General features: G+C 33.5%; 13 protein-coding genes. 12 read left to right on the top strand and 1 reads right to left on the bottom strand.

Translation table 11 applies throughout. The features are described 5' to 3' along the window. Positions 1 to 9: 9 nt before the first annotated feature. The 8 genes from HNP81_RS04505 (at position 10) to HNP81_RS04470 (ending at position 14,473) form a co-directional block, all read left to right on the top strand. Positions 10 to 525, top strand: coding sequence for a GNAT family N-acetyltransferase (locus HNP81_RS04505; RefSeq protein ID WP_182501716.1), 516 nt, complete (start codon positions 10 to 12; stop codon positions 523 to 525). Between the two features lie 33 nt (positions 526 to 558). Further along, positions 559 to 1,731 carry a DegT/DnrJ/EryC1/StrS family aminotransferase gene (locus tag HNP81_RS04500; RefSeq protein ID WP_182501715.1) on the top strand — a complete coding sequence of 391 codons (1,173 nt, stop codon included), beginning with the start codon at positions 559 to 561 and terminating at the stop codon, positions 1,729 to 1,731. Further along, the gene (gene rfbA, locus HNP81_RS04495) at positions 1,728 to 2,621 is read left to right on the top strand and encodes a glucose-1-phosphate thymidylyltransferase RfbA (protein ID WP_182501714.1); all 894 of its coding nucleotides are present in this window, start codon (positions 1,728 to 1,730) and stop codon (positions 2,619 to 2,621) included. Before HNP81_RS04500 ends, rfbA begins: the two co-directional genes overlap by 4 nt. Before the next feature lie 53 nt (positions 2,622 to 2,674). After that, a complete protein-coding gene (gene rfbB, locus HNP81_RS04490; protein WP_220478491.1) occupies positions 2,675 to 3,718 on the top strand; it encodes a dTDP-glucose 4,6-dehydratase in 1,044 nt (347 codons plus the stop codon). A 423-nt stretch (positions 3,719 to 4,141) separates the two neighbouring features. Continuing rightward, positions 4,142 to 5,182 (top strand): UDP-glucose 4-epimerase GalE, encoded by a 1,041-nt coding sequence (galE, locus tag HNP81_RS04485; protein ID WP_182501713.1) that lies wholly within the window; start codon positions 4,142 to 4,144, stop codon positions 5,180 to 5,182. A gap of 808 nt (positions 5,183 to 5,990) precedes the next feature. Continuing rightward, positions 5,991 to 7,277: a nucleotidyltransferase domain-containing protein gene (locus HNP81_RS04480; protein ID WP_182501712.1), complete on the top strand. Its 1,287-nt coding sequence runs from the start codon at positions 5,991 to 5,993 to the stop codon at positions 7,275 to 7,277. Positions 7,278 to 10,129: 2,852 nt separating this feature from the next. Beyond that, on the top strand, positions 10,130 to 11,758 hold the full coding sequence (locus HNP81_RS04475) for a glycosyl hydrolase family 28-related protein (RefSeq protein ID WP_182501711.1): 1,629 nt from the start codon (positions 10,130 to 10,132) through the stop codon (positions 11,756 to 11,758). Positions 11,759 to 12,643: 885 nt separating this feature from the next. Further along, entirely contained in the window at positions 12,644 to 14,473 is a 1,830-nt protein-coding gene (locus tag HNP81_RS04470; protein WP_182501710.1) for a right-handed parallel beta-helix repeat-containing protein, read from the top strand. Between the two features lie 839 nt (positions 14,474 to 15,312). Here the strand turns inward: HNP81_RS04470 and HNP81_RS04465 are convergent. Beyond that, positions 15,313 to 15,492, bottom strand: a complete 180-nt coding sequence (locus tag HNP81_RS04465; RefSeq protein WP_182501709.1) for a hypothetical protein — start codon at positions 15,490 to 15,492, stop codon at positions 15,313 to 15,315. Positions 15,493 to 16,479: 987 nt separating this feature from the next. Here HNP81_RS04465 and HNP81_RS04460 point away from each other — a divergent pair. From HNP81_RS04460 to HNP81_RS04445, 4 genes are all read left to right on the top strand, one after another. Continuing rightward, positions 16,480 to 18,420 carry a lasso peptide isopeptide bond-forming cyclase gene (locus tag HNP81_RS04460; RefSeq protein ID WP_182501708.1) on the top strand — a complete coding sequence of 647 codons (1,941 nt, stop codon included), beginning with the start codon at positions 16,480 to 16,482 and terminating at the stop codon, positions 18,418 to 18,420. A 14-nt stretch (positions 18,421 to 18,434) separates the two neighbouring features. Further along, positions 18,435 to 18,584, top strand: coding sequence for a paeninodin family lasso peptide (locus HNP81_RS04455; RefSeq protein ID WP_182501707.1), 150 nt, complete (start codon positions 18,435 to 18,437; stop codon positions 18,582 to 18,584). 372 nt (positions 18,585 to 18,956) lie between these two features. Next, complete coding sequence (locus HNP81_RS04450; protein ID WP_182501706.1) at positions 18,957 to 19,901, top strand: aldolase; 945 nt, start codon at positions 18,957 to 18,959, stop codon at positions 19,899 to 19,901. Beyond that, positions 19,888 to 20,181, top strand: a complete 294-nt coding sequence (locus HNP81_RS04445) for a lasso peptide biosynthesis PqqD family chaperone (RefSeq protein ID WP_182501705.1) — start codon at positions 19,888 to 19,890, stop codon at positions 20,179 to 20,181. Before HNP81_RS04450 ends, HNP81_RS04445 begins: the two co-directional genes overlap by 14 nt. Positions 20,182 to 20,220: the final 39 nt, after the last annotated feature.

Below are 20,220 nucleotides of genomic sequence, written 5' to 3'. Positions count from 1 at the left end.
AGATATAATATGGTTTATCTTAGAGAAATCACAGAAGGTGATTTAAAGGTAATAAATAAACATAGAAGCGATAAAGAATTAATTACCTCATTAGTGACTCCATTTAGATATATAAATAATGAAACGGATGACAAATGGTTTCAATCTTATCAAAATAATAGAAATAATAATATTAGATGTGTTATTTGTACAAAGGAAAGTGACGAGGTAGTTGGAGTTGCATACTTGTTAAATATAGATTGGATAACAAAAAGTGCAGAATTCGGTATCTTTATCGGTGAGTTAAATTACAGAGGAAAAGGTATAGGGAAAAAGGCAACAATAGAAATGCTACAGCATGGCTTTAACGATATGAATTTAAACCGAATTCAGATAAGAGTCTTAGAAAATAACATACCTGCAATTAATTTATATAATAAAATGGGTTTTAAGGAAGAAGGCCTATTAAGGGAAGCTATTTTTAAAAATAATGAATATCATAATTTAATTATAATGAGTATTTTAAAACAAGAGTTTAAGTATTAATACTATGAAAAATATAGAGAGGATGACAAATAGATGGTACCTCCTTTTATAGAGCCTATATACGTAACTCGCCCTCTATTAGCTGATAAAGAAAATATAAAAAATAAGATTGATGAGATATGGGAAAGTAAATGGCTTACAAACAACGGTACACAACATAAGGAATTAGAGAAAGAATTAAAGAAATATTTAAGGGTAGAAAATCTCTCTCTTTTTAATAATGGAACTTTGGCTTTATTACTAGGTTTAAAGTCACTAGAACTTAAAGGAGAGGTAATCACAACGCCATTTACATTTCCAGCAACGGTACAAGCTCTTGATTGGAATGGATTAACTCCTGTATTTTGTGATATTGATCCGCAAACCTTAAATATTGATGCGAATAAAATTGAAGCGCTAATTACAAAAGATACGAGTGCTATTCTTGGTGTACATGTTTTTGGTAATCCGTGTGATGTGGTCAATATTCAAAAGATAGCAGATAAATACAATTTAAAAGTGATATACGATGGTGCTCATGTGTTTGGAACAAAAATAAACGGTAAGCCTATAGGTAGTTTTGGTGATATGACCATGTTCAGTTTTCATGCTACCAAACTTTTCAACACATTGGAGGGTGGAGGTCTTACTGTAAAGGATGAAAAGGTGAACGAAAGGGTAAAAATTCTAAAGAATTTTGGTCTTTTAGGGCCAGAAGAAGTCGTATTGTGTGGATTAAATGCAAAAATGAATGAAGTTCAGGCTGGGATTGGACTAGAAGTATTAAAATTAGTAGATGAAGAAAGAGTTAAGAGGGACAAGATTAAAGAAACTTACGAGAATAATTTATTGAATATTCCGGGAATTAGGATAATTACTATTTTGAAAAATGAGTATAGCAGTTATCAGTATTTTGTTATTGAAATCGATGAGGAAAAGTATGGTAGGTCTAGAGATTGGGTTCATGATGAGCTGGAAAAATATAATGTGTTTACAAGAAAATATTTTTACCCATTATGTAGTGATTTTGAATGGTATAAACATCTAGCATCTGCCCAACCTGAAAATCTGCCACAAGCTCAAAAATCTGTAAAACAAGTTTTGTCAATGCCTTATTATGGTGAACTGGAGCTGGAGTCAGTAGAGAAAATTTGTGCAATTCTAAAGAAGATACATTCAGAGATTTCAGTAGATAATCAATATCAACTAGTAGGCGATATGTTATGAAAGGTATTATTTTAGCTGGTGGTTCTGGCACACGTCTGTATCCTTTAACGAAAGCTGTTTCGAAGCAAATGTTACCGGTTTACGATAAACCAATGATTTACTATCCATTATCCGTATTGATGCTAGCAGGAATAAAAGAAATTTTAATCATTTCTACACCAAGGGATGTTGAAGGATTCAAAGAACTTTTAGGTAATGGTAGTAAGCTGGGGATGAAATTTGAGTTTGCTGTACAAGAAAATCCTAATGGCCTTGCGGAGGCATTTATCATTGGAGAAGAGTTTATAGGTAACTCAACCGTTTCCTTAGTCCTAGGGGATAATATTTTTTATGGCTCCAATTTTGGTAATAGATTAATGAGAGCTGCTTCATTATCCTCAGGAGGAATCATTTTTGGATGTTATGTCAAAGATCCGAGGGCATATGGTGTTGTAGAAGTAGATGAACAAATGAATGCTGTATCAATTGAAGAAAAACCAGAGCATCCTAAATCATCGTATGCTGTTCCAGGATTGTATTTTTTTGATAATAAAGTGATTGAAATCGCAAAGAAAGTAGTTCCTTCACCACGGGGAGAAGTAGAAATTACTTCAGTAATAGATGAATATCTTCAGAGAAGTGAATTGAAGGTGGAAGTAATGGGACGTGGTTTGGCATGGTTAGATACGGGAACTCATGAGTCACTTTCAGAGGCTTCTAATTTTGTTGAAGCAATTCAAAAGCGTCAAGGATTATATATTGCGTGCCTAGAGGAAATTGCTTTCAGAAGAGGATATATCTCAAAAGAGCAACTTTTAGATTTAGCTCAGCCATTGATTAAAACAGACTATGGTAAATATTTGGTTGAGGTGGCTTTAGGATTACAAAATGCACAAACCGTTCATTCATAAATTTTTAAATTTAAATAGTAATATAATATCTAATAGGACGTGAACAGTTTATTATGAATATCTTGGTAACCGGTGGTGCTGGCTTTATCGGCTCGAACTTTATTAAATATATGTTTTCTAAGTTTGAGTACACAATTGTAAATTTAGACGCATTAACATACGCAGGCAATCTTCAAAATCTTGAGGGGATAGTAAAAAATGATCGCTATCACTTTATTAAAGGAGATATTTGTGATAGGGAACTTATCGAGAATATTTTTAAACTATATGAAATAAATGTCGTTATTAACTTTGCTGCTGAGTCACACGTTGATCGAAGTATAATGAATCCAGAATTGTTTTTGAGGACGAATGTATTGGGTACCCAAACTTTACTTGATGTAGCGAAACAATACTGGAAAGTGGATCCTACTGATAAATATAGCAGAGAGTTTAAAGAAGGTGTTAAATATATACAAATATCGACAGATGAAGTATATGGTACTCTGGAGGAAGAAGGGTATTTCACAGAAGAAACAAACCTATCTCCGAATAGTCCCTATTCAGCTTCAAAGGCATCTGCTGATATGTTAGTAAGGGCATATCATAAAACGTACGGTTTACCTGTTAATATTACAAGATGTTCTAACAACTATGGGCCATATCAGTTTCCTGAAAAACTTATCCCTCTTATGATAAATAGGGCCATAACAGAAGAGTCTCTTCCTGTTTACGGAGACGGTAAACAAATCAGGGATTGGCTTTATGTAGAAGATCATTGCATTGCTATCGGTACTGTACTACATAAAGGCAAAGTAGGAGAAGTTTATAATATAGGTGGAAATAACGAAAAACAAAATATTGAAATTATTAAACTAATACTTGGTAGTTTAAGAAAAAGCGAAAGTCTGGTAGATTACGTAAAAGATCGTTTAGGGCATGACAGAAGATACGCTATCGATAATTCAAAAATCAAGAGAGAATTAGGATGGTCCCCATCATATACCTTTGAAAAGGGGATTGATATTACAATTACTTGGTATTTGGAAAATAAAGATTGGATGGAGTTCATCTTATCCGGTGAATATATAAAGTATTATGAAGAGATGTACAGATAAATGTTTATTACTTGAATTAGTACTTTAGGGTAAATTACTAGCATTGCATGACTTAGAAATAGATACTTTAATTCTAAGAAAAGTGACTTTTAACCCTTATTAAGTATTTTCAAAACAGGCAAAACTGCTTAAGGGCTAACACTAATATTTAAATTACAAACAAAGACAAACGAATGACTCGAATAGAAATGTAGACAAAAAGTACTTATTCGAGAGAAACTAAATGTCTTTGCTAAAGCGAAGATTAATCTTAAAGGTGAAAAATAAGATAACATCATAAGAGAAAAAGGGCACTAGGTTAAAATATACCTGGTCCCTTTTTTGTTTTACTGCCAGAAATAACTGTAAATAATTCAAATATTTTAGAACTATATACACCCATGCAATATTAGTGGGGAAAATAGGAGTAGGAGTTGTCCATTCATGGCAATCTTAGTTACTGGTGGAGCGGGCTATATTGGTAGTCAAACCTGTGTAGAACTTATAAATGCAGGGTATGATATTTTAGTGGTAGATAACCTTATCAATAGTAGTCCTGAATCATTAAACCGTGTAAAGGAGATAACGGGGAAGGATATTGAACTTTATGTGGTTGATTTGCTAGATAAAGAAAGCTTAGAAACCATTTTTATTAAAAATAGGATTGAAGCGGTTATTCATTTTGCAGGGCTTAAAGCAGTTGGTGAGTCTGTAGAAATTCCTATTCAATACTATCATAACAATATTACTGGAACACTGATTCTTTGTGACTTAATGAAGAAATATGATGTAAAGAAAATGGTTTTTAGTTCATCGGCTACAGTATATGGTGTATCGGAAAGTGTTCCAATTTCAGAGAACTTTCCACTAGGAGCAACCAATCCTTATGGTCGTACGAAGCAAATGATAGAAGAAATAATGAGAGACCTGTATGTCTCTGATAACAATTGGAGTATTGCACTCTTACGCTATTTTAACCCTATTGGTGCACATCATAGCGGTCTTATTGGGGAAGATCCTTCTGGAATACCGAACAACTTAATGCCATTTATAACTCAGATAGGTATTGGAAAACTCGATGAGCTTAAAATCTTTGGTAATGATTACCCAACCTCAGATGGTACGGGTGTAAGGGATTACATACATGTTGTAGATCTTGCATTAGGGCATTTAAAAGCTCTTCAAAAAGTCATGACTACTACCGGTGTAGATGCCTATAATTTAGGTACAGGAAGAGGATATAGTGTATTAGAGCTTGTCGCGGCCTTTGAAAAAATATCTGGAACGAAGGTTCCATATTCGATTGTCGAACGAAGACCTGGAGATATAGCCACATGCTTCGCGGATCCTGCAAAAGCAAAAAAAGATTTGAATTGGATTGCTACAAGGGGAATTGAAGAAATGTGTGAGGATTCATGGAGATGGCAATCAAATAATCCGAATGGATATAAAGTGTCAGATAATGCACTATTATCTAACCTTTAAGTAACAGGAAACTACGTTTATAGGTTAAATTAATAAAGTCTTAATGAGGAATAGTAGTTGATAAGCGACCACTATTATTATGGATCTCTTTTTGTTTTTTTTATGTATAATTTTTCGTTATTAGATTATTATCATTTGTATAAATTTATCCCAAATTTGTAATTTAACTCTAAGAAAATGGAAATCAATCGTCTATTATTAGCACTGATTGTACACTTTTCAAACAGAAAAGCATGCTTATCTAAAGATGCTTTGGTACATTGAGATTTTTTCTAAAACAACAAAATCCTTATTACACCTGTATAGAGAGTTCCACAGGGCCGTCATACAACCAGTAGTCTGTTGGCCCGATAAATCGTATGGTCGTGGGAGAATCCATGCAACACAAATCAACCCATATTAGATAGGATTTCCTATGTACTTTAAGATGAAATATCCGTACTCTATTGGGCTGTAACTTTACAACAATTAATTGAGCACTTGAAGATACAATAGAAATGACAGACAAGAATATCTGAAAAACAATCAAAATTCAACTACAGTGGATAGCAGTTCTTCTTTAATACATCAGGGCTTATTTGTCAATTTCAATGTGCGAAGTTTGATTTAGTAAATGTTCCTTTCAAAATCTTTTTCATGGATGATCGATCATTTATGATAAAAGACTAAAATTATTTCAATTGAATTTCTTGCATTTTCTTGTGAACATAATAGTATTTTCTTTATTAAAGATCAAAAGATGACGACTTTTTGAATTATAGAAAAATTAGCTAAACTACATTAGGTATTAATAATTGAAGGAGAAATCATGGATAATCATTTCATTCTCGATACGAATTTCTTATCTAAAGAATTAAGACTGATACTAGAAATACTGAAAACAGAAAATGATATTAATATTAATCTAAACAGACAAGATTTGTTTAAAGAAATCGATTGGAGTATATTTCTCTACTTAGTAAAGCATCATCGTGTTTATCCAGTAATTTATTCAAAGATAAAAAAAATAAATGAAAAATCGATCCCTTCCTTTGTAGTTCAAACTTTGTATCAAGAATACAAAAAAAATACTTTTCAAATGCTAAGATTAAGCGGAGAAATGGAACGTGTAAGTCAAATATTTAAAGAAAATCAGATTTCGCTTCTTTTTTTAAAAGGCCCAGTTATTGCTGACCATCTTTACGGGGATATTTCCCTTCGTACTTCAAAGGACCTGGATGTATTGATTCAAAAAAAAGATCTAGAAACAGTAGAAAAGCTACTTGTGAATTTTGGATATAAGAAAGTAGTAGATTCAATGGCTTTGGACTGTTGGAAATGGAGGCATCACCACGTAACATACTACCATTCTAAAAAGATGATTGAGATTGAAGTACATTGGAGATTACACCCTCCCCCAATGAAGGAACCAGAATTTAATGAATTGTGGAACCGAAAAAGGGTAAGTAAACTAACGACCTATCCTGTTAATTTTTTAGGTGAAGAAGATCTATTTTTATACCTTGTTGCTCATGGTACTCGGCATGGCTGGTTTCGTCTGCGCTGGTTAACAGATATTGATCGAATTGTAAAAGGAATTAATAATATGGAAAATAATAATACATTGATGGAGGAGTATGGAACCATTCATTTAGGAAAACATGCTCATTTATTTGTAGGACAAGCACTTATTTTGATTTCTAATCTAATAAATACTCCTATTAACGGAGTGCCAACAATCAGAGTGGGGAAACGTTCAATAAGGTTGGCGCAAATGGGTATTTTCTATATCAACGAAATGGTGCAAAAACAGACTAGCTGCTCTGAGTTAGAGTTTAGTAATTACAAAAAAAATCACATATTTTCATTGGTATTCAAACTGTACAAATTTTTCTTTGCTATTTACTATCAACTTTTATTAAAACCAAATTTTGTTAATAAGGGTTTATTCATTTTAATGTTATGCTTTTTTCCTAGTCCTGGCGACTTGAAAACACTGAAGTTACCTAAGTCACTTCAGTTTTTATATTTTCCGTTACGCCCCTTTTTGTGGGCATGGAGAATGACAAAGAATATGAAGGTGGAATTATTAAAAAGGGATTTAGTTAATAAGTAATAATGGGAGATAATGATATCAAATATCTAAAAAATTTGTTCAGAAAATCTGTACTAGCTTTATGTATAAGTAAAATAAATGTTTGATATAAATGGCTTTAACATCCAGAATAAGATGTTGACGTAATCTGGATGTTGAGGCGAATAATAAGTGTATGAGCGGTAGTGTGTAAGCAAAAAAAATGGAAAAGGCTCCTCTTTGGTAGAGTCTTAGTTGCCAAAAAGAAGTTTCAAAGGAGAGAGCCCTCAATTCAATTGAATATCACATTTCCTAAGATAAGAGCATTGAACAAAAGGTGTAGAGAAATTTACGGGGAATCTTTTCAGCCTTTTTATGCAATTTTAGAGGACCTTGACCACCAGATTACCCAAGAGTGGGATAAATAAAGGTTTATACGAAAGAAAAAAGAATGCTAAATATGGTAGTCTGTTTGGAGAAGTCATTAGTAACGGTTCTTCCTATTATGATTATGAGTCCGGCGAGTATGTTTATCTTTATAAATCTATATTTAGGGTTTGTAAGGAGGAAAGGGTTTGGTCCGCTAATCAGATATTGAACTTATTGTACCAACTCTTTCTTATAGAAAGGTAGCCAACACAGTCTTCTTTTCCTTTGATTTTCTTCTCTTGTTTGCAATTCCACATAGATATTCTTCATACCTTATATTGCTTCCTTAGCCCCCTCTCTCGAGAAAACCGTATTGATTATCGAGTGCTGCCAGCTACCAATCTAAACTGCTCGACCATGTGATTGTTGAGTAGTACTATTTTTGTTTGGATGCTACTCCTGTTGATTGTCCATAATGTTCTACTATATATACTAAGTGATTAATAGGTATTTACTAAACAGGAAGATCTGCTATTAATAATTTGTAGAGTCAGTTTATGATTGCTTCTTTTACAATAGTATTTATTTGTTCAACGGCTGTACTCATAGCGAAAAGGCTTTTCCGTTTTTTTGAACCTCGTTCTGGTGCTGTGTATTTCTGTAATCGGTTTCTACTCTAACTTAATAAATTTTTTGGCAAAGTGAATCTTGTGCTAAAGGACATCTTCACACTCTTTTGGTCGAACGAAACTTTATTAATTTGTATTTCTTATCATAATTATCATAGCGGTAGGAGTGCTCCCTAGCACAGGTAGGAACGACATGTTGATCATAGCCATAGATCCCTCTCCACGATTGTTGTAAGCAATAATAGAATGAGCATCCATCTGAAAGAGTTGTTGGTAGATGGAATAAAATTATTGTCTGCATTCATGGTTCCAAATCCAATAGAAAGTGAAAGTTGATCAATGACCTTTAAATGAGAAGTACTGCTTTATCTTCATTCGGGTTATCAAAGCTCATAATAGATTGAAGAAAATATTGGCTATTTCCGTTAACAGCAAGGTGTGCTTTATAATCATATGTCAGAACACGTTTTATCCTTCACTGTTTTTCTTGACGCCTCAAGCAGACTCTATAGGCTTTTTATAGTTGGGTATATTATCCTTTTTCTTCTTTCTTTTTATGACCAGGCTTCTGGTTTTTGCCGTTTTTCTTGGACAGTTGCATGGTCTACTTGCCTCAAATTGAGTGGTATCAATCATTAGATTATAATCGATAAAACCTTCTCCAATGGCTTTAAGAAGAATAGATTTCTTTATTTCTACAATAACATTTGTTTCCGATAGTTTTTCATATATTCGAGAATACAAGGCGCCGTTAGGAATCTGATCTGAAACTAAAAATTTACATTCAAAGAAATTTAAATCTTGGAACAAGAGCTTTTATCGTTGGACTGCGATTAATGAATCTAGTGACCAAACAATAGATCATCGCAGTGTAATTCAGCTCGGTTGTTGTTCCTAGTAAGTTTTTTTTGAGACGGCTACAATCACAGAATCTATGTAAATGGAAGAAAAAATGGCTTCATATTATTGGGTAGATTCTAAATCGTATAATTATTGGATGTCAACAAAGCTTCCTTTCTATAATAGGCATAAAGGGGTCTTCCTCCAGTCTAAGAGATTGTGTGACTACTTACTCATGGGAGGTGGCCTTTTTTTATGCTTAAAAGCCTTGAGCACAAGGGCTGAGATTTTTAAAAATCATTCCGTTATTTATATAACCTTGAATATTATTGTAAACAACCTCATACCTGTAAATGTGAGATGTTTCTGCATAAAGAAATGCTTTTGTTAAAGTCTCTATTCTAACTTTTCGATGACGAAGGTGGGGGATGACTTATCCTCTCCTGCAAGACCTTACTGTTCACGGTTTTCTTATGAAGCTTCTATACACATCGGTTATCTCATCCAAATGAAAGCATGAGTGTCAGCTTCTTGAGGTTTCTTTAAAAGTGCCTCAAGATAATGATTAGGCACAATATAGAGACGATAGCGATCATAGGATCTTGAGTGTTCAGCGGGCACTTGATTTAGAGCAACTTTGATTATCCTTTTCAGTTACAACGTCACTTTCTCTCATAAAGGTAGGGGTTGTGAATTTGAAAATCGAGTGGCCTATTTTTTTGAACGAACCATTGAAAAGTTGCATAAATCTAAATTATCAAATACCAAAAGTGGCTTCCATGCCGTTACAATTTGAGAAGGTTGTACATAGAATAGATTAAGCTGTAAGTAAAATTACTTCAAAATTGAAACGAAAGTATCATGTTTAACATGGTAACACAAAATTAGAAGATTACACTATTTTGATTATTATCTGACATACAAGTATTTCAGTATATAAAGCAGAGAAATTAATGAGAGGATAAAATACAATGTTAAGGTATAGGGAACTACGGGACTTTAGAAAGGGAAAACTATTGACTCCAAATAAGGTGTAATAAAAAGGAGGCATATAAATTGGTTGGGTTCAAGGGTATTATTAGTGTAATGGATTTTGGAGCTAAAGGTGATGGCATTGTAGATGATACTAACTCTATACAGGAAGCAATTAATTATTGCTCTGAAGCTGGAAGACCTACAAAGGTGCTCTTACCAAAGGGTGAGTATAAAGTCACTTCACCTATTAAAATGCCTGCAAGTAGACAAGGATTAGAAATAATAGGTGAAGGAAACCGTGCAACGGTAATTAATCCGTATCATAATGGTAATGTTATTGAAACATCATCTCAAGGGTCCAGGATATGCGATCTTATGATTTATACAACTGGTAGTTTTTCGAAAAAATTTACCGGAATTTATATTACAAATGCACACTCGGTATCCATCGATAATGTTCATATAATGTATCCTAAAAATGGTATTACATTGGAAGGTAGCGTATATTACGTAAATGCAAGGGATATTATCATATTAAATTTCATCAATAAGGGAATTTATCTTAAAAAATCTTTAGATGGTACAGCACCTAATTCCAATACTTTTGAAATAAAGATGGTGACGAGTGATAATGGTGCGACGCTAGGAACGATAGGCGTCCACATTGAAAGCGGTATTCTTAACGAATTTAGGGGTGGTCAGATAAGCCATTCTGACGTCGCGTTTTATTTAGAAAACGCAAGCAGAAATTACTTTAGGAATATCTGGGTAGAACACACAAAAAATGCAGTAAAAGCTATATCAGGGATAAACTACATGGAATGTCACGGATTAGTTGGAAATATTCTTTTAGAGGGTGCCATTATTGAAACATTAACTGGTGATGTAGGTCCTTATTCATTCTTCCAAAATGAGTCTCCTAATATCACTAAGAATTTAAAAGGGTTATATTTTTTCAACGAAGCCGAAGGTAACTTAGTGATAGATAAATCCGGGAACCAAAAACATCTGCAGTTATTGGGCACGCCAGAGTGGACCGACGAAGGTAAATGGGGGAAATCAATTAGGTTTAACAATCAGACTGGCAATAGAATCATTGCGCCATCGAATGTGTTAGATTGGAGCAAAGGATATACCTTTGGTATACTAGCCAAAATAGAAGATAAAGGAAACAGTGATTACCCTCAATTTGGTCTATTCATAGATGGGGGAGAAAAGTATATCTCCTTTATTTTACACGATTCCTATTTACAAGTAGTAAATCATGATAATTCTTTAGGCTCGAATCTTCACAGCGATCAGACTTTGGGATATGGAACTGGAAGTTTTAACAACTTTCAGTGGGTATTTATTTACGTTGACCCCTCAATAAATTATGTGGAGGTAATTGACCCTACTCGGGATAAATCTGTTGGTATGACTACCTCTATCCCGATTGCTATAAAAGATTCATCTAGTGTTATCCAATTATATTTATCGGGTAGACCAATTGTAGTAACCAACCCGACGATTGGTATAATGTCAATGTCAATGTTTTATCAAAGAAAACTTTCTAAAAAAGAAGTTCTTGATATAGTTAACAGTGTAGAAAGACCCTTTATTGAGATGAATGAAAAAATAACAAAATCAAAAACTTTTATTTCCCCTAATGGACATAGTTTTAAAATTTCTGTGGATGATACGGGTAAAATAGTAATTACTAAGCTATAGGTATACAGGGTGATAATAAAGGCTTAGCCCAGAAGGAATCAACCCAATATGAACACCGCTGAATAGTTGGTGTTTTTTTGGGTTTCAACACTATAATTTGATCTTAATAGAAAAAATTGTGTGTGAAAAATATCTGTATACTCTAAAGTTGATAGCACCACAAAACTACATAATGAAATACAAATGTATTCTCATTAAAACAATATACCATTCGATTTACTAAAACAAAAATTAGTCAAATCTAAGAAGAGAAAAATGAGGTTCTACTTCATGTGGGTCCCCAAGCTTAAAATGCGCTTCATAAATGGAAACTGTATCATCGGTAATAAATCCTTCAGCTATTGCTTGATGTAATAGAGAACCTTGTGCCTTTTCCAGCACATAGGATTCGCTCAGTTTCGATGGAGCCTAGGTTAAGCTGACTCAGATGGAGTCGTCAGAGACGAGGAATCCGCAATTTAACTTAAATAATAAGTCATGGTATAAACGTTTAATTAAGTTTTTATCGTTGGAATTCTCTCCACAAATCTAACAACCATAGAGATAGTCATGGCAACGTAGTTGAGTTCGACTGATGCTCCAAATCGTGATTTTTTCTTTACTCCCTGGAGAATCAAATCAAGACCAGTAGCTGCAATAACAGTTTCATAACATTGAGTAGTTTCTAAATCCAAAAGATCTTGCGGGTCAAACAGGATTCCTTGTCTTATTAAAGATATAGGAAGTATTCCTCCCATTATTATAGTTTAGTGTAGTAACTAACTATTTCGATATTTGGGGAGGTACTTCCATTTTTATGTTTTGAAAGCCTTGGCATATTAGGGCTGAAATTTATGAAATTACCTCAGATGAATAAAAATAAAGTTATGAAAGGGATGATATACAATGAATAGAAGGGGCTTATTACAGAAAATCTTGTTTTTTATTTTCACTTTCTTTTTTGGGTATTTTGGATATAAAGTAAAAAAAGAGAATGGAAATATAGTGTTAGTCCAAAATGATTCATCCAATAATGATAGGGCAGGAAAGTCGCTTGTTAATGAAATGAAGGCACTAGCGGAAAAATCAGCGGAAATAGAAAAACAGATACAATCTCAATTCGTAAATGTACTTTTTCCACCATCACCATTAATAGCCTATGGTCCCAATAAGACCGATAGCGAAAACACAACCATACTGCAAGAAATTATTAACTATGCTTCTACTAATAACAAGAATGTCTATTTACCATCAGGTTACTATACAATTACAGCACCTTTATCAATACCATCAAAACAAGGTTTTGAGTTACGTGGAGCTGGAAATAGGAATACAGTCATTTGTCCACGACACAAGGGAAACGTGATAGAGATAGTTAACGGACAGTCACATGTTATTAAAGATATAAAAATTGAACATACAGCATCATCTAAAGATAAGTACACTGGTATTTATGTGAAAGATAGCTTGTTAATTACAATTGATAATGTCTCAATGTTCTTTCCTGAAAATGGGATTGTATTTGAGGGCGGAGTCTATGTATCAGATGTGTCTAATTTGTATATTTACTATTTCAAAAAAAAGGGCATTTATCTAAAGTCAAAAGGAACGAAGGGATATCCATCACCTAATGGAAATAGTTTTCTAATTAAGTTTATAAGAGGTTATAGTATGTCAGAGTCGAATTCTTACGGTATATATATAGAAAATGGATCTGTAAATAATTTTAGTCATGGACAATTAAGTGACTGTGACACAGCAATTTATTCTGCAAAAGGAATAAGAAATTACTTTGAAAAGTTTTGGATTGAAAATACTAAAACTCACATAGAAATTCTTTCTGGAACAGCTCATATTAATTCTCATGGCACCTTTATAAATAAAATATCGGAAGGAGCTACAATATTCACTGATACTGGTCAAGCATCTCCTTATAGTGATTTAACGAAAAATCCTATGAAAGAAGATAATGAATTGAAAGCTATGTGGTTTTTTAATGAAGGTAGCGGCTCCACTGTATTAGATAAGTCCGGAAATAAGAAACATATAACATTGCAAGGTACGCCTACGTGGGTTAAAGATGGAAGTTGGGGAACTGGAGTTCATTTTAAACATTCAGATGGTAGAAAAATTTCTATACCGATCGATACGGTAGATTGGACACAACCTTATACGTTTATTTATAACTATAGTGTGTTCTCTATTGAAAATGAGAATGCTTCAACTATAGGATTATATCTATCTAATTCTAACGAAAACAAATATTTTAGTGTAGGAGCTACAGTTAGTTCAATAAGTGCAGGGTTATATAACGGTGTTTTTGCAGAGTGGCCTAGATCTAAGCCATCTGGTCGATACACTTCCAAGACGACAAAGAACATATGGCAATTTATTTATGTAGATCCTACTGAAAGGATAGTTGAACTTTTAGATCCATATGGGGAAACCGCTAGACTACACTTTAATAACAATTTTCCTGTTACAACACCGACTAGTGCATTAATAACAGGTCGTGAACACAAGACTAATACTAATGAAGGTATCATTTCAATGGCTGGATTTTTCCAAAGGAAATTGTCAATTAGTGAAGTATACGACATTGTAAACAGTCCTGTTCGACCGTTTCAACAATTTGATAAATCTGTTCAATTCAGTACAATTCTTGTATCGCCGAATAATTTGAATTATAAATTAAGTGTCAATGATGACGGTACTTTAATAACGACTTTAATTTAAAAATGTAAGTAGGTCGATACTGAAGTTAACAGTTAGAGTTTCGACTGTCTCAGGATATATAGAAAGGAAATAGACAATTTTCTCAATTGAATTCTTGAGTTGCAAAAAAATCGTAGATACTCCAATCTAATAACATATTGAAAATGTACTTTATTAACGACTGAGCATTCTATCTATGTGCGATATTTTTCTTATTTTGAATGTTGGCTATGAGCAAGTACCGATCAGTTTATAACTGTCAACAACGTGTTTAAAATTCCTATTATCAACGTCTTAAGAAAAGCTGGCTGTATGCCAGCTTTTGCATCTCACCAGGCCTATAAGAATCTTCTTTAATGTTAAATATTGTGGAAATTTATAAAAATCGTTATAGAATTGCTGTTGCTAATTCATCATCAAATATCCTCATCCATTTAATTAGCGATTTATTTAAAGTAAGAATTAAGAATCCACCTTTCTCATAACATTAGAAGTGAGCTGAAAGTATATAAAATTATCAAAGGGGAGATAACCTAGTTCAACGGTAGACAAAATGTCTGGGTTTAATAACCTATTAATAAGCACTCGTTACTCTCCTTTCTTAAATTCACTAATAATGTCGTCAGCTCCTATAAAGAGTGCTGAGCCTTTTATAATTGTTACTTTAGAAAAGGCTGTTGATAGATGAGACTTAACTCTCTTATTCTTTTTTCACTAATACTCGGATGAAGGTCAAAATCAAAGTTATGAACAGCATTGAACGCAAGTTTTGCTTTTTTTAGACTATTAACTAAAGCTGTAGATTTTCAGAATTCAATTTCATTTTATAGAAAAGTGTTAAGAAACTCAGAATTATGGTCTCATCCAACTTTAATTAGTAGTTCAGCTAGATGGTAAGTAATCATCCACTGCCGCTCCCTTGGTTCATAGTCTAGTAGGAGATGTTGCTCCACTTCAAGCCCAAAGGATGATTGATTGGGACTTGAAGTTAAGCCTTGAGTTGTATCGTTCAATCCTTTTTTATTCTGTTCTAGCTTCAAATGTGCCTCTGCATTTCCAATTAATAAAGGATGCTTAGCTATGCACTCGAATTCATCAAGATTTCTTGATGATCTAGCGATTTTTTTAATATTCCTTATTGACTAACAAAACCGAAAGTTACGGTACAACACAATGCTTCCCTATGTATGAAACTAATGAAAGTCTACTAACCTCACGTAATTTCCAGTGTACAATAGGACGTTTTATTTGCTGTTTTTTCTAACATTATCATTTAAAGAGCGAAGAGTGGGTAGATGTTTATGCTTGTTAAAACTTTTCTTCATATAACTAACCACGTTCTCAACGTTCCTTTTTGTTTGAGGTCTAATTACCTTCGTACAACTCATAATAAACAAAGATTAAATAAAAATTTCGCTCAATTACATCGTATTTCGACTGCTGTATATTTGATTACTGCTGTTATCGTATTGTCATAGAGTGATCAGCTCAGGTACACATATGACATTTCATTAGAATTTCTAAATTCATGCTTATTGTAAACTCAACAGTTTTTCATACTGGAATAACCTAATCCTCCCACAAAGTCATAAACGTCTTTTAACTTCCCATCTTCTTCAAATTTCCTTGCATATGCCCAATACATTTGGGACTTTTTCTATGGAAGTCTCAAAGCTATTTTGCTCTAAAACTTTAATTAATGAAACAATAGAAAAACGGAATTGTAATGACGGAAAATATTGACAAAAGTAAAAAAAAATGATAATTTTATGGTATCAAATTCTTTATAACGAACAAAATGTTTCTTGTAAAGAATTTATTATTCTCTATCTAAAACTGTTCACAATTTTATTAAAAATAAAGCGTAACACTTTTTAACTGGTATCCAAACAATTTAGATAAAAAAGTAAAGACATTTGAAATGCTAGATAGGTGGAGATCAAAGACATAACTACATAAAATTAATTACGGATAATCATACTGTTTGTAGAAGAAATTATTATTAAGAAAGTAAGAAGGAGAAGTAAATGAGTGCTATAACCGGAATTTATCATTTAAATGAAGAACCAGTAAATCTTCAGCAGGGGCAAGGTTTAATGACAGCATTACAGAAATACCCTGCAGATGATATCCAAATATGGCATTCAGATAAGGTTTTTCTGGGCTGTCATGCACAATGGATCACACCAGAGTCAATAGGAGAACAGTTGCCTTATTATGATCATGAGAGACAGCTAGCTATTACAGTTGATGCAATTATTGATAATCGTGAAGAATTATTTGAACGATTACAAGTTGATCGAAACCTTAGAAAAACGATGCCTGATAGTCAATTAATTTTACTTGCTTATTATAAATGGGGAGAAGAATCACCCAAATATTTAATAGGTGACTACGCCTTTATGATTTGGGACGAGAAAAATCAACAACTTTTTGGTGCTAGGGATCCTTCTGGATATCGGACACTTTATTACTATCGGAATCAGTCTCACTTTGCTTTTTGTACAACGATAGAACCATTATTAAATTTACCGTATGTTGATGTGATACTAAATGAACAGTGGCTTTCTGAATATTTGGCTATTACTGGGATGATAGATACAGTAGATGCGCGTATGACGCCTTATCGTCATATAGAGCAAATACCTCCATTTCATTCGATTACGGTATATAAAGATAAAATTAAGATTAATAGATATGGCACCTTTACATCAGAAAAACAATTAAAATTAAAGTCTGATAACGATTATATCGAAGCATTTCAGGATGTTTTTCAAAAAGCAGTCACTTCTAGGTTGCGTACGCATCACAAAGTGGGCTCGCAGTTAAGTGGAGGCTTGGATTCGGGTTCAGTCGTTGGTTTTGCTGCTAGAGAATTGCGAGAGAGAAAAAAAACATTACACACATTTAGTTATATTCCTCCGAGTGATTTTGAGGACTTTACACATAAACTATTTATGCCTGATGAAAGGCCGTTTATTAAAACAACCGTACAGCATGTTGGAGGGATTACTGACCATTATTTGGATTTTGAAGGGAAAAATTCTTATTCGGAACTTGACGATTTACTTGACGTTATGGAGATGCCCTATAAATTTTTGGAGAATTCTTTTTGGTTAAAAGGAATGTTTGAAAAGGCAGAAGAAGCTGGCATAGGAGTGCTCCTAAACGGAGATAGAGGGAATTTTACTATATCCTGGGGTTCGGCAGAAGACTACTATGCCACCTTATTAAAAAAGTTAAAATGGCTACGGCTCTATCAAGAATTGAATCAATATAGCAAAAACGTAGGTGGACGTAGTCTTCGGCGGTTACCTGAGATCGTCAAAATCGGATTTCCAATTATTAATCAAATTATGTCCAAAGGGGCGCCCGCTGAACTTCCGGTGTTAATTAATTCGGATTTTGCAGAACGGACTGGTATTTTTAATAAACTTAAAAAACATGGTATTGATCGAACCGGATGGATTTCCAGTCCCAATTTATATGAACAGAGGAGAGTACTTTTTGAGGACATGCTTCCTTGGAATGCAGGTAATACACTTGACTCTAAACTATCCTTACGTCATGCACTCTGGAAACGTGATCCAACCAATGATCTGCGTGTAGTCCGCTTTTGTTTGTCAGTACCAGAAGAGCAATGTGTACAAAATGGATTAGACCGGGCCCTTATCCGGAGATCTACAGAAAAAATTTTACCCGAAAAAATCAGGTTGAATCAGCGAGTATTTGGGGTGCAAGCAGCTGATTGGGTTCATCGGATGATTCCATATTGGAATACATTTATTGATGAGGTTACTCAACTAAGTATGGATAAGCGAATATTAGAATTTATAGATGGTCAAAAAATAAAATCAGCTTTGATAACGGTTAAAGATGGAGCTCGTCCAGAATATTTCACAAATTTTGACTATAGGATTTTAATGCGCAGTGTAATAGTTTACCGTTTTCTAAAAAAATTTACTTGAAGGGAGGTGAGAAGATGAGAAAAGAATGGCAAAAACCCGTATTGGAAGTGCTTGATGTGAATATGACAATGGCTAGTACTTCGGGGAAACATTTTGATGGTAATTTTGTTGCTGGTAGTCCAATTCCTGTAGATGAAAATGGAAATCCTGTAATTGCGAGCTAAGAGAAAAAAGATTAGGTTTATTAATTATCGATATTGTAAAAATATTCAAATTAGGGTATTTCATACATATGGGAACCCGCTAGATTGCTGCTCTATTAACGTACAGGTTGAAAAGCTCCTATACAAGGTATTAATCGTATAGGGCTTTTTAATAATAATAAAATATATAAGTATTACTTCATTAATAAGAATTTTATTGAGGGATTCAATAGAGTAAAGTCTTATTAAACAAAAGAATTATTTGTTCTTTATATAGAATACAATGGATTTTGACATAGTCCATAAGAAAACCGTTTAATAAATTTCAGACTTTTTATTTTAGTACTTATTAAAGATCTGTATATAGAAGTTTTGAACGTGGAGGATCAATAGTTGATAGAGACTGCAGAAAAAAATATATATAAAGCATTTGGTTTAACTATTTCTAGTGAAATTCATCTACCAGAATTAACTCAAATCAATGATAAAGATAGTGTAATTGATATAGTTATTAAAAAGACAGATCTCACCGATACATGGGCTAAACAATCCGTAATAAATGAGCACTTTGTCATGAGAGAAAAATCAGTTATGTTTCAAGTTCCTAGTGTCGCCACTTTTTTAATTAGAAATGGGCATGAAATTTTTTTTTCACCTATGGAAAATTCTCAGGAAAATGAAATCAGGATTTATATTCTGGGTACTTGCATGGGAGCTGTACTGTTGCAAAGAAAAATTCTTCCACTGCATGGGAGTGCTGTGGCCATAGATGGAAAGGCGTATGCAATTGTAGGAGATTCAGGTGCTGGAAAATCTACGCTTGCTTCTGCTTTTTTAAACAAAGGCTACAGACTTCTAAGCGATGACGTTATTCCAGTATCTCTTTATAAAGAAAATATTCCAGTTGTGGCACCTGCATATCCGCAGCAAAAATTATGGATGGAAAGCTTAAATCACTTTGGGATGGTATCGAGTAATTATCAACCACTAGTAGATAGAGAAGCGAAATTTGCAGTTCCGGTTCAAAATCTGTTTGTCAACGAACCATTGCCTCTTGCTGGTGTAATTGAATTAGTTAAAACAGAGGCTGATGTGGTGGAAATGCATCCTATTCAAAAAATGGAACGCTTTCTTGTATTATTCAATCATACCTATCGTAATCTATTTATTGAACCCTCAAATTTAATAGATTGGCACTTTAACACCTCTGCAAAGATGGTCAATAAAATTGACATTTACCGATTACATAGACCAATTTCCCATTTTACGGCACATGAATTAACTGACTTAATATTAAATACGTTAAAAAAGAAGGAGAATTTTCATGTTAAAAACTAAAGAATTAACCCACAACCATCTGATTAGTCAAATGGAAGGAAATATCGTAAGTGATATGGATGGCGAAACAGTGATGTTAAGTATACACAATGGGAAGTATTATAATTTAGGTGCATTAGGTGGAGTAATATGGGAGTTGATTAAGGACTCGATTTCATTGGAAGAGTTGGTTACAACATTACAATCTCAATATGATGTCGAGCAGACAAAGTGTGAGGAACAAGTCCATGCCTTTTTAAATCAGTTGCTAGAAGAAGGTTTAATTAAGATAGAAGCATAAGCATATTCCTAGTTTTCATGATTTTCAAACTCTAGGAGG

This window comes from Peribacillus huizhouensis, from assembly GCF_014138605.1.
GTDB classification, from domain to species: Bacteria; Bacillota; Bacilli; order Bacillales; family DSM-1321; genus Peribacillus; species Peribacillus huizhouensis.
The sequence above is the reverse complement of the archived record's forward strand: the minus strand, read 5'-3'. Positions and strand labels throughout refer to the sequence as shown.